Genomic DNA, 13,081 nt, shown 5'->3' on the forward strand with positions numbered 1-13,081 from the left:
TATTTACCTCCCTATTTTTAATTGATATAGACTTTTTAAAGACGTTATTATATGTTCAACTTCATTGTCTGTAAGAGCACTATACAGTGGTAATGAAATAATTTGATTAAATATCTCTTCCGTTTTAGGTAAATATACGTTAAATCTCTCTTCATAATACGGGTGCATATGAACAGGAATAAAGTGAACACTAAGCCCAATATTTCTCTTTTTCATTTCTTGAATTACCTGATCTCTACTAACAGGAGAATTAGAATTAATTTTTATAACAAATAAATGCCATGCGTGTTTTACACTTGGATCGTTAGTATAATTAGGTAACGTTATATATTCTTGAACCTCTTTTAATTCCTCTTGGTACCTTTCAGCTATTCTCTTGCGTTTTTCAATCATTTCATCAGCTCTTTTTAACTGACTAATACCCAAACTAGCTTGTAGATCCATCATGTTATATTTAAACCCAGGTAATAGAACATCATAACGCCAGCTTCCTTCTTCACCATAACGATTCCATGCATTTTTCGTGATACCATGCCAACCATATAATCTAGCTTTTTCAGCGATCGATTCATTTTTAGTGACTAACGCTCCGCCTTCACCTGTTGTTATATTTTTTGTTGCATAAAAACTAAAACAAATGACATCTCCATGTGTACCAATTAAAGTATTATCATATTTTGTTCCTAATGCATGCGCTGCATCCTCTATCAAAAACAATCCGTATTCTTTACATAATTTTTGAAGTTCTTTTAATTTAGCCGGGTATCCAGCAAAGTGAACTGCAATAATTGCTTTCGTTTTTTTAGTGATTTTTCTTTTAACATCTTGAAGATCAAGACATAAATCCTCTTCATCTATGTCTACAAATACAGGTTTTGCACCTACATGCATAATAACGTTTACACTTGAACAAAAAGTAAAACTTGGAACTATTACTTCGTCTTCTAATCCAACTCCCAGAGACAGTAATGCTAAATGTAATGCGGCAGTCCCTGAATTACAACTTACTACATGTTCAGTATTCAGATATTCTTTTAAATTCTCTTCAAACTCTATTACTTTTGGCCCCTTTGAAAGCCATCCAGATTTAAGGGCAGAAACTACCCTATCTATATCTTCATCATTGATTTCTGGTCGATAAAAAGGAATAAACCCTACCATGTAATCACCTACAAACTTATAATATTTTTTTTATATACTGATTCATCTTTAAATATGTTTCTTGTGTCTAAAATTAAACAATTTACCTCATTAAGCAATTTAAAATTAATGCAATCATGATCTGTATGAACAATAATTAAAGTGTATTTGTCTAATTGACTTATGTTTAAATCTATAGATTTTTTCAATGTGTTATCGCCCACAATGAGTTCCTCTATAAACGGATCGTAATAATCCACGTTATAGTCTTCTATCATTAAATCATTCATAATATCCAAAGCTGGCGATTCCCTAGCATCATTAACATTCTTTTTATATGCAACACCAACCATAAGAATATCCTTACCATCTTTATCATCTAGTAACTGTAGTGCTCTATTAAGAACATACTTAGGCATGTTTTCATTAATTTCTCTTGCCACATCAATCATTTTTGTCGCTAAATCCTTATTATTTGCAATCCACTTAAAATAAATAGGATCAATCGGAATACAGTGTCCTCCTACGCCAGGACCAGGATAGAATTTTTGAAATCCAAATGGCTTAGTTCCTGAGGCATCAATTACTTCCCAGATATTTATGTTTAACTCATTACAAATTTGTGTCATTTCATTAATAAAAGCAATATTTATAAAACGATACGTATTTTCTAATAACTTAGCTGTCTCTGCTACTTCTGGACTGCTTACCTTATGAATATCCTTAATTAAATTACTATAGAAGGCTGCTGCACAATCGGTACAATTAGATGTAACTCCACCTACGATTTTTATAATATCTTGAATTGAAAACGATTGATTTGCAGGATCGATTCGCTCTGGAGAGTATGCTACAAATATATCTACACCAATTTTAAAATTAGTTTTCTGTTCTAATTTGTATAAAACTTCTTCCCTTGTAGTACCTGGATAAGTAGTACTTTCTAAGATAATTAATGTACCTTTTTTAATGTATTTAACTATTTCATCAACTGCTGAATGAATATATGTTAAATCTGGTTGTTTACTAGTTCTTTCTAATGGTGTAGGAACACATATAACTACAACATCACATTCGTTTATATCATTCATTTCTGTACTAACAAAAAATCTATTTGTATGTAAAGCATCTTGGATTTCAGTATCTTGAATATCGCTGATATAACTTATTCCACGTTCTAGTTTTCTTATTTTTGCTGAGTTTTTATCAAAACCTCTTACCGTATAACCTACTTCTAAACATTTAAGAGCTGATGGTAGTCCAACATAACCTAGGCCTACATATCCAATACACGCATTTTTATTTGCAATTTTTTCAACTAATAAACTTTTAGTTTCATTATTTAATACTGTGACCATTACTTATCACTTCCCCAAAAGATTTGATATTAAAATGCTTACTAGCAAATAATAACTGTGCGTTCTAAAATCCCATGGATGCATATAAAATACTGAATTAGCAACAAACTACATTTTTGGCACTATCAATCCTCCTAATTTAATAAACATCTAAATTTGTAGAAATTCATGCGAAATATCAAGGTGTAATTTATATCTATAATATTCACACGTTATTTTTTGGGATTCAATTGATATTTTTCTATTTTTTTACTTTCTCAATATATAATAATATTTATAATTCAGAAAATTTATTTTTAAAAAAACTAAATATTTTTATATCATTAAAACAATATAATAGTTGTTATGTCTACATTTAGTACGATTTTCATCCTTGAATAAAGAAAAAATTACGCTTATAATTATCCAATAAATCCCATCGTTTAGTGATTTAAATGAACATTTAACCATAACTAAAATGCATGAGTTTCATATTTTTTACTTTTTATTAAAATTAATGGAAAAAGATCTATCTGAATTATAAAAAACAATTTGAAATATATTCAAATTGTTGACATAACAGATGAATTTATTAACACTTGTTGATTTTGTAATAATTCTCAAATACATAAACTCCTTAATACTACCCACAAATCATAATGACGCTTTACATCAAAAAAAATCGCAACCCTCTACATTTAATGGGGGTTGCGATTTTTATGTACAAATAATTTTTATAAATTTTGCGTTAACCTAATCATATCCATACATTGAATACCATTTTCATATATTTCTTCATTATAGTTTTGTAAGAAAAAGTCCTTATCCACACTGGTTATTCTAAAACCACATTTTTGATAAAGGCCTAGTTGCATTAAACTAGAATTTCCTGTGCCTATTTCTATAGTTTTATATTTTTCTTTTTTAGCATAATCTATAGCAAATCTAAGTAGGTATTTCCCATATCCTTTTCCTTGCTCTTTTTCGGAAACTGCTATATTTATAATCTCAATTGTTTCAGTTCGGTTAGGAATTAAAATCATAATACCTACAGTAACAGCACCTTTTTTTAAAACAAAACAATCTCCCTTTTTAAGATATCCATTAACTACTTCTGTTGAGGGATCAGCTAGCAATAATAACTCCATTTCTTCCATGTTAATACTTGTACTTTTTTCTATACTAATTCCATCCCCATTATTTAATTCCATTTCTAACATCCTCCCAATTAATATTTTCAATTAATATCTTAAATGAATTCCTTCTTATAAGACAATATCAACAACAATATTAATATTTTGTAATAGACAGAGTGATGATAAAAACTATAAATTTCTTACTTTAAATTCACTTAATCCGTATAATAGGTGTTTATGTTGTTTTATTTCTGTTTTTTCATCTCTTCCATTTCTTGCTGCCATGTAGCACCAAACCCACCTGATGGCGTATTCCAACGGTCTTCTTGTCGTTTAATGCGTTCCATGTCTGCATCACTCGGCTTAAATTCTTCTATTTCCTCACGTTGCTGTTCCTTATTATGATGTTGTTCAACTTCGTTATTATTAGGTTTATGATTCGTAGTAAATTCTCCGGGCTTTTTATTTGCCTTTACACCTGCTGTACTAGATGCGGGCTTATCATTTGCTTCAACATTCTTACCTTCAGACTTGTGATTGTTTGACTTACTCTCACTAGATTGCAAGCCTACGTTTCTCTCTTCATCCCAACGATTATTTTTTACATCCCATCCAACAGGAATAACTGAATACATTTCCTTATCTTGACCAACATATTCCGCACCAAATAAATTACCATCCTTAAATTGAACTTGTATCACCGCTTCTGGCGCCTCATAAGTATATTCAATTAATTCAGTATCAAATTTCTTAGTTTTAATTGCACTTGTCGCATTACGGTGTAACGCCTTAGCTACTTCTTCATATGGCATACCATGTTCAAGTGCTTCAAAGTAATCCACAGGCATCGTAGAACTACTTTCATCTGATGGAAGCTGATACTGCACAATATCAACTTTATCTTCACTATTTTTCGTATCAAGCGCTTTGTTTTCATTATCCTTTGGCACATTATCATCCAACTTTTCCGTGTCCTTTAATTCATCACGCTTTGTTTCGTCTACCTTCTTATTGGCTTGCGGGTCCTTCTTCACTTCCTGCTCACTCTTAGGCGTTTCTTTCTTGGTAGAGGCGTTCTCCTGACCACACCCCACTAATAAACTTGACAACAATAATCCTGCTACTAGATACTTTTTCATGTTCATTCTCCCTGTTTGCGCTATATTTATACAATAACATTAGCGTATTTACCTTATATTACCTTATTCCCTTTCGTAATATTATAACAATATATTAAAATATACAACGATTTAATTCTCTATTATGCTATCTATTACGAGATATCTTACGAGTTTAATTCTGTCAAACACGCTACGGCTTTCTAGCACTTCTTTTGCACACTTTCTTCTTTCCCCGAGATGCACCTCTAATGAAAACAAATGAACAAAATTTCGTTAACCTGGTATGTATAGGTACTTATATAAATCAATAATTGATACGTTCAATGTATCGATCAGTCTGGCATTCCAATTAACCTCAATATTCACCCTAACATGCGTTTCTCATTGTAAATAAAAAGAACGGCGATTCCTCCATGTAAGAGAATCCGCCATCACAAGTAACTAATTATTTCATATCTATTCTTTCTTTTACTTTCGTTGGGAGCTCGTCTCTCTTCACTTCCTCCCAAACTTTCCTAAGTAATATCACGCAGGGGTGCTTCTTTACGAAGATTCAAGTTGTACCGCTTGTATCATTTCACTGTTTACAAAATACAGTTAGGAACGAAATGCTTCCACTTGAACAACCATTTTGTTCCATAACTGTTACAGTCCTTTGTAGAGTAGCAGTATCGGTATGTTCAAGTTTAATATTTTTTTGTACCAGAACCCACAACTATATTTGGTTCAACCGTTCCTATCACTACCATATCTTTATCAGTGATTATCTTCACCGTTTGATTTTAAATTATAATTTTTTCATAATATATGTAGAAGAAATATAACCTACTAGTTTTTGATCTGCAGTTTTAACTGGATACCATACAAACTGATTGCTACTATCTACAGATTCATCATATGCTGCGTTTCCTTGAATAATCAAGTTCGTATTTTTACTTAATGGTTTCCCATTTGAAGCGGAAGTAGGTTTAGATCTTAAATTTACTCCATCTCTTGTTACAAGTACTTGATCACCTGTTTTTAGGTGATAGATAGAAGGATGTAGATTAGTTAGTGTGTACTCCTTCTTTTTAAATATAATGTTTGTGCTCGTGTTAGGATCATATTCGAAATCAGCTGTACTGAAAGGAAACTGCCCCAATTTTGTATCATTTAAAAAACTGTATTGTTCTAGAATAGAAAACACTTTTTCCTGGTAAGCGTTTAAATTTTTTTGACCGGTAGCTTTATACAAAGGACTGTTTGCAGGTTTTGTTCCATTATAAGCCATAACAGAGAAGTACCAGTTTTCAATTATTTCTGGTCCAGCAACTTTTACCTTAGGTAGATCTGTTCGCTGATACATACTACGAAGAACTTTAACACCTGCTTCAATATTATAATTAATATCATATTTTAACTTTTGTTGATCGAACTGAGGTTGATTGGTAATTTGCATAATCCCAATTCCACCATCTTGTGCTATGATTGGCTGGCCGTTTCCATCAAATTGTTTCCATCCACTTTCTTGTGTAGCTACAGCTTTTACAACTTCAGGAGGAACATTTTCTTTTAATGCTGCGTTCGTTAGTAGGCAATTTATGTGCTGACGAGAGGGATTTTGGTTCGGCTTAACTTCACCATATGGCTCACATGTAGATGCAGCAGAGACATCTTCATAGGACCAACAGAATATCATGAAGCAAGCCAATATCCCTATTCTTAGTAATTGTACTTTCATTCTAGTATTCTCCAATCTATTTAATAATTTATAGTTATACACATTTTACCATAATACATTTCTAATATTCTTTATTTTGAGAATACATAGGGCAATCACGAGAGTGGTAATGGGACACCATGGTCTTGCACGTCAGCCATAGCAGAAATGGACTTTGCCTTTGGTAACAAGAATCCTACTAACGTTAGTCAACTTGCCTCTTTAGAGATAGGAGCTTCAATTTAAATAATGCGTTCTGAGACACAACTCTTCTTCTAAAATAGCATAATAATATTTATCCCACCATTCATTCCCATGTGGTATACACTTCCTGAAATAGCCTTCTCTTCTCATTCCAATCTTCTCCATCACCCGATATGATGGAATATTTTGTGGCTGACATGTAGCTATTATCCTATGTAAATTCATTTCCTTGAAGCCATATTTTACTGTAGCTTGTGCTGCTTCAGAAGCATATCCTTTATTGAAATATTTAAGATTGAACACCCAACCAATCTCATATGTATGCTCACCAAAATATTTATGAAAAACTATATGACCAATCAGAATACCTTTATCAATTAATACTACAGGAAAGTTCTTAGCGTTTTCACCAATGTTTTCATTCACAAAGTTTCTTGCACCTTCTTCAGTAAAAACCCCTTCAGGTATGTATTTCATAACATTAATATCTGATGTATACTCATGAACAGCTTGCCAATCTTTGAACTCAAATCTTCGTATTAATAACCTTTCTGTTTCTATAAACATTACTTTTCCCCCTTAAAGAATTGCAACTATATTTTAAATCCACATTTAACCCTTAAAACAAAAAGAACTTGTAGGACTCTCTACAAGTTCTTTTTAGTTTAAGGTGAATATACGGGCCAAACAAACTATCTTACAGATTGACTGTAGAAACTTTAGGGGTAATGCTTTGACAACTATATTATATAACAAATATTAACATCCACGGTATTTATTTTTGAAAATTATGTGAATTAAGAAAGAAAGTAGTTTTTTTAGCTATTATTGTTAATAACTGACGGTATCCTTATATTTCAAGAAAAAATATAGGTAGCCCGTTAAAGAACCCTGCAGAACAGGTTTATTAACATGTAAAGTGGCAACCTATTTTCAAAACTACAGAAATTCAACATTTTCGTTATACCGTATGTATAGTAAAAGGCATCGACACCATTCATGTCCCGTACAAAAAAGCGAAGTCTTTAACTAAACTTCGCTTTTCAATGTATTATGAATTACAGGAATTATTGCTAAATGCCAAAAGTGTATTTCTCCAAATATAAATCTTTTTTATTTCAGCTAACTTTGCAAAAGAATTTGATCAAATATAATTAATTATTGATTAACCGCTTTAGCTACAAGTACTGCGTATGCTTCTGCACCTATATTGGTTAAATGCACACCATCAGGTGCAAAGTAGTCTTTCTTTCCAGCACTTGCTGCATACCAATCAACTAGAGTTACATTAGGATATTTAGGTACTGTTACTTTCAGTCTCTCGTTCACAATTGGTTCCCACGGACGTGGCACTCTCGTATTAATAAATATTATTTTACGTTCGTTTCCAATTAATTTTATTAATGAAACAAGTTGCTCAGTAGTAAAGGCTCCATTTGTACCTAATCCGATAATGACATAGTTTCCTAAATTCCCTTCATTTTTTAACTGTTCAACTACCGGAATCGCTTTTGACAGCTGACGACCAATTTGCGCATCAATCCTAATATCAGGAAAAGTATTTTTTAAATATGGAGTAATATCAATCATAACGGAATCGCCTATCGCAGTAACTGTGAGTGGATTTTTAGGTTTTGCAGGATTTACTTCTTTTGATTCCCCTTGATTTAGTGGCGTTTCTTGATCTGCATTTTCCCAAACAGCAACTGGATGTGGCGCCGGTTTTGTTTGTACTGTTTCCACCTTATCTTGTTGAGAATTCTCCTTAGCCTTACTAGCATTTAATAACCCTAAAACTGCTATTGACGAAAAGAATAATGAACAAACTAAAGCTAACTTAACACCTAAAGTGACATTTTGAAGTCTTAAGTTCTTAAACTGAATGTTCCGAAGCGCACCTTGTCGGATTGGTTTTTCGATAAACTTCCATGAAATTTGCGCAATCAATATGATTAAAAGAAATTGAAAGATTGCTCTTATTATTGAAAAATCCCCTACATTTACTTTTGGAGTCGTTAATGTAAGAATTGGATAATGCCAGAGGTATATGCCATACGATCTTACCCCTACCCAACGTAAAGGCCTAAATCGCAAAAATTGAGCAATGCGACTAGCTGGATGAGCTAGATTTGCCACTAACAATGCTGTTGCAATTGATAAGAGAACCATTCCTCCCTTGTATAGAAATGGATCATATTGATTGGTCTTCCAAAACATAACCAAAATTATAATAAGAGCTATGCCCCCCACTACATCAAGAATGAAACGCGCCTTCGGGATAATTTTATTAGCAAGCCTATTGCTTGGCCAAACTAAGGCAAGTACCGCTCCGATAAGTAAGGAAAAGGCCCTCGTATCTGTACCATAATATATTCTACTCGGATCAACTCCAGGTTCATATAAATTTGCCATTGCTAAAGCTGAAGCAAACGCTCCTAGACAAATCAATAAAATCATACGGGATTGTTTTTTTATGTAGTAAAGTCCTAAACTAATAATAAACGGCCAGACAACATAGAATTGTTCCTCGACTGCTAACGACCAAAAATGATTTAATGGAGAAATCTGATTAAAATTATCAAAGTAAGATAATTTATGATAAATATACCACCAGTTACTAACATAAAATAATGCCGCTAATGAATCTCCGCGCATTTTTTCAAGTAAAGAGCTATGAAAAATCGTAATCCATGCCAATGTTATAACGAGCATAACAATCATTCCTGGAAGCAATCTTCTTGCTCTACTAAGCCAGAATTTTTTCAAATCAATTCTCTTATTTCTCTTCCACTCCATGGCTAGAATATCTGTAATTAAATAACCTGAAAGTACAAAAAATACTGTAACCCCTAAAAACCCTCCAGGTAACCAATTAAAATTAATATGATACAAAATAACACCTAGTATAGCTAGCCCTCTTAGACTGTCCAACCCAACCATATAACGACTATTTTTTTTAAAAGGTTTAGTCATCCTATATTCACCTCTATTTCTTGGTAACTAGGTTAATAATAACGGCATAAAATGCTATTAATTTCCTAAAATCATATAAGCTAAATAAACCATTACAAACATCATTTTGTAAGGCTTTTTTTATATTTACATGCACAGCAATAAATACTTTATCACGTTATCTGGCTCTGTTGTGAAAATTTTTATAGTAGATGTTTTTACTCTTCCTAAACAAGAGAAATTTGCCCAATCAAAAATTTATATACCGTGTGTCTTAAAGTAAAATTTTGATACGTTTTTACAGAGATGCCAAGGCCTGTGACATTTTGAATATAATCGATAATGCATATGTAAAAGATTTTGGATATAAAAACATAACAAAAAAAGGATATGCATAATTGCATATTCCTCTTAATTGTAAAGCGCTTTCATTTTTAGAAAAATCCTCTTTAATATTTTTAATCTCTTTGTTAGCTTGATAGCGAAATGGTATAGCAAACAAACCATAGTCTGGATATTTCCGTAAGTATCAATTGGAAGAATGAAGGGATAGGGCTTCTAACCACAATAATTATGGCGATACCCTACTAATAAGTTAGAATTCGATTGAGCCCATTACTTATTAATTTCCCTCGTCTATACGAGATAATAGTGGGAGTAGTCCAATAATGGGATAATCTTCATAAAGTAAAATGACGCGTAGACTTTGAGGATTTCTGGATGTAATAATCAGCTCGATAAATCGAGCTGATTATTTTTTGAGGATTTCATCATTCTTTTTGATTTTGGGGCCATGTTAAATTATATAAAAGTGCTAAAATTCAAAAGAACGTGTATAAAAAGTGACAAACAAAAGATATATTGTTAATAGCAATAATATTAATACACAAGTAAAATACAAGATGGAAATACGCTTTCTATTCTCTTTCCAATTACGTATACTGGAAATTATAAAACTTACTATCACCATGCAACAAATCCCTACCAAAAACACCAATACATACTCGTGAATAATAACACCACAAATTAAAAATATAACTGCTAATATTGCTAATAGTGAATGAACTACACGCAAAAATAACCTCTCCTTACCTCATTGGAAACATATTAATGTACTATTATTTTATTTAGCAAACAGATGGTTTCCAATTTGTGCAACGGTTTGACGTGTTGTAATCCATTTATCAGTCGAGGTTTTGGGATTGTAGAAATAAAGCCAATCAGAATTTGTTCCTTTTGAAGTGAGAGCCTCTTCTACTGCCATTCTTGCTTCCTGTGTAGCTTGCTGATTAATTCTACCGTCTGTAACAGGAGTAAATGCATAACCATTTTTAATGGGTTCATAAATTACACCTGTAATTGTATTTGGAAAACCATTTGCGTTAGCACGATTTAATACTACCTTTGCAACTGCAACCTTTCCTGCATACGGTTCTCCTCCTGCTTCTGTATTTACTAATCGAGCCATTAAATCCACTTCTTGTAATGAAATACCAGTATCAATCTTTAAGTGCTGCCCGACAAAAATATGATTTTCATCTACGTTATTGTTTTGTTTTATTGACTGTATTGAAACCTTATATTGTTGTGATATAGAACTTAGTGTATCCCCGCTTTTCACTTGGTAAATTGCTTGATATGTATTAGTTGAAACTGTTGAATTATTTTTTTGAACATATTTGTTTGCAGTTGACGATACCGGAATTGTTAAACGTTCTCCAATATTAATTTGATCATTTGCTTTATTGTTTTCTTGTTTAAGTGATTGTACAGAAACCTCATATTGTTTACTTATTGCTTCTAGGGTATCATTCTTTTGAACCGTATAAACCGTTGAAGCCGCAGTCCCTACTGGATTTGTTACTACTGTAATCATTGCAGCAGATAATGGTAACCAGGTTTTCGCCTTACATAACTTCATTCAAAAAAGCCTCCTAAAAATTATTAAGTACTCTTAATATGTTTAAGTTAAAACAAATCAAGCTATCTATAGCGTAACAAAACATTGAATTCAAGTCATTGAATTTGTATTTCTATATAATAACTGAGTTGCTTACAATATTGAAATTGAATTATTATAGTTATGTTTCAAAAGAATTGAACAATCTAATTCTTAAACTAAATATGGTGAAAGTAGAGGCTGATTTCAATTGCCTAATAGTTTCTTCCCAAAGAACTGTTTCTATATGCTATACTGACTCCTAATTAATTGTAGAAGGAATGATAAAAATGAGTGATAGATCCTCAAGACGATGGAAAATGCAACAAAAATTACGGGCACTGAAAACCAAAAATAACAATGATACAAACCCTTTGTTTAATGAATGTATTGAATCCCTCGGAGCAGAAACTCTCATTTTCTCTCAAAATAAAAGCCAACAGATTGTAAATACTTTAATAAATTCATTTCCTATAACTGTCTCTGGAAGAATAGATTGGGAACAGATAGACAATCAATTAATAGCTTTAAATAAAGAGCAACTAATTTCCCTTATTAAAGAAAACAAACCAGATTTTGATGAACAGATTTTTATATTATGGGATAATAATGAAATCCCTGTAATAAGCACAAATCTTGATAAAGTATTCCAATCACTAGTTGATATTGATGCAGTCAGTTTTTATTTCTGGTTATTGGATAAAGAATATAAATTTATAATTGAAATAAAAAATGAAGAAATGATTATGGTTGGATTTAGCTAATAATCCAATCCACTTTCCTCATTCTTTTTTTCTATAAATGAGCTTTTTCCACCGAAGCTATGTCGCCTTTAGCAATACGAGTACCTCTTTCAATTTCATGATCTTGCATAATTATCCTCTTTAGGAACTTCATTGTTAACAACCAACACTCCGACTTCTCCATGGCAACTACTGTCCACCGTTCCAAGAACATTGTGTTCCTCGTTATACCGATACGGGGATGTACCTGCAATTCATATCCTGGTAGAGCCTTAAAAACTTATATTTTGGGGACACTAGCATGTTTCTTTTTTCATTTATAAGTTTAATATTTCTTATACGGCATTTGGATTTTGCGATGTAATTTCAATCGAGAATGGGGATTCCCTCTCACTACTTGTCTATTGTCTTGTTATTCGCTTTTTCCTAGTGGGTTATAGCAAACGACAAGACTATTATTTTTTCTTCTAATCCCGTACTTATATTCTTTGATTTTGTTATTTTTCCTTAACAAAAAACAAGACGCCAACCAGATCACGGAAGCGCCTACAATACTTGCTATAAACTTAACTAAACTTATTTACCTTCACGTCATTTACTTCTTTGTTTCCATACCCCATTCTCTTTACGATAAGTATTCTTTCCATTCATGAATCCCGCTGTGTTACCAGGAATGCTATATTTTTTATTCTTAGCTTTCTTCTTCATTCTCTTTTCTTCTTGAACAGCTTGCAGATCCACCTTCCATTGTTTTAACAAATCCTCTTTACGTCGCATCGAATTTGTACCCCTTATATCGAAAAATAAATT

General features: G+C 32.2%; 11 protein-coding genes. 1 reads left to right on the plus strand and 10 read right to left on the minus strand.

Annotated elements, in window-relative coordinates:
- Positions 1-3 precede the first annotated feature (3 nt).
- The 8 genes from ACTFP3_RS25565 to ACTFP3_RS25600 all read right to left on the minus strand — a co-directional run bounded on the left by ACTFP3_RS25565 (position 4) and on the right by ACTFP3_RS25600 (position 11,510).
- Entirely contained in the window at positions 4-1,161 is a 1,158-nt protein-coding gene (locus ACTFP3_RS25565) for a DegT/DnrJ/EryC1/StrS family aminotransferase (RefSeq protein WP_087965302.1), read from the minus strand.
- 8 nt (positions 1,162-1,169) lie between these two features.
- A complete protein-coding gene (locus tag ACTFP3_RS25570) occupies positions 1,170-2,498 on the minus strand; it encodes a nucleotide sugar dehydrogenase (protein WP_440011608.1) in 1,329 nt (442 codons plus the stop codon).
- 713 nt (positions 2,499-3,211) lie between these two features.
- Positions 3,212-3,688, minus strand: coding sequence for a GNAT family N-acetyltransferase (locus tag ACTFP3_RS25575; RefSeq protein ID WP_080495052.1), 477 nt, complete (start codon positions 3,686-3,688; stop codon positions 3,212-3,214).
- A gap of 170 nt (positions 3,689-3,858) precedes the next feature.
- Positions 3,859-4,752, minus strand: a complete 894-nt coding sequence (locus tag ACTFP3_RS25580) for a hypothetical protein (RefSeq protein ID WP_087965305.1) — start codon at positions 4,750-4,752, stop codon at positions 3,859-3,861.
- A 769-nt stretch (positions 4,753-5,521) separates the two neighbouring features.
- Positions 5,522-6,454 carry a transglycosylase SLT domain-containing protein gene (locus ACTFP3_RS25585; protein WP_098284848.1) on the minus strand — a complete coding sequence of 311 codons (933 nt, stop codon included), beginning with the start codon at positions 6,452-6,454 and terminating at the stop codon, positions 5,522-5,524.
- A 216-nt stretch (positions 6,455-6,670) separates the two neighbouring features.
- A complete protein-coding gene (locus ACTFP3_RS25590) occupies positions 6,671-7,204 on the minus strand; it encodes a GNAT family N-acetyltransferase (protein ID WP_440011611.1) in 534 nt (177 codons plus the stop codon).
- Between the two features lie 591 nt (positions 7,205-7,795).
- Positions 7,796-9,610, minus strand: a complete 1,815-nt coding sequence (locus ACTFP3_RS25595) for an acyltransferase family protein (protein ID WP_440011613.1) — start codon at positions 9,608-9,610, stop codon at positions 7,796-7,798.
- Between the two features lie 1,102 nt (positions 9,611-10,712).
- Complete coding sequence (locus ACTFP3_RS25600) at positions 10,713-11,510, minus strand: cell wall hydrolase (RefSeq protein ID WP_440011615.1); 798 nt, start codon at positions 11,508-11,510, stop codon at positions 10,713-10,715.
- Positions 11,511-11,818: 308 nt separating this feature from the next.
- Between ACTFP3_RS25600 and ACTFP3_RS25605 the strand changes: the two genes are divergently transcribed.
- Complete coding sequence (locus tag ACTFP3_RS25605) at positions 11,819-12,292, plus strand: CDI toxin immunity protein (RefSeq protein ID WP_001283878.1); 474 nt, start codon at positions 11,819-11,821, stop codon at positions 12,290-12,292.
- A 31-nt stretch (positions 12,293-12,323) separates the two neighbouring features.
- On the opposite strand, the gene ACTFP3_RS25610 is transcribed toward ACTFP3_RS25605, so the two are convergent.
- Together ACTFP3_RS25610 and ACTFP3_RS25615 are read right to left on the minus strand one after the other, a co-directional pair.
- A complete protein-coding gene (locus tag ACTFP3_RS25610; RefSeq protein WP_017658151.1) occupies positions 12,324-12,485 on the minus strand; it encodes a hypothetical protein in 162 nt (53 codons plus the stop codon).
- Between the two features lie 377 nt (positions 12,486-12,862).
- A complete protein-coding gene (locus ACTFP3_RS25615) occupies positions 12,863-13,048 on the minus strand; it encodes a hypothetical protein (RefSeq protein ID WP_001253021.1) in 186 nt (61 codons plus the stop codon).
- Positions 13,049-13,081 lie beyond the last annotated feature (33 nt).

Origin of the sequence: Bacillus cereus group sp. MYBK5-2, from assembly GCF_051915685.1 — a bacterium.
In the GTDB taxonomy this organism is placed as follows: Bacteria; Bacillota; Bacilli; order Bacillales; family Bacillaceae_G; genus Bacillus_A; species Bacillus_A cereus.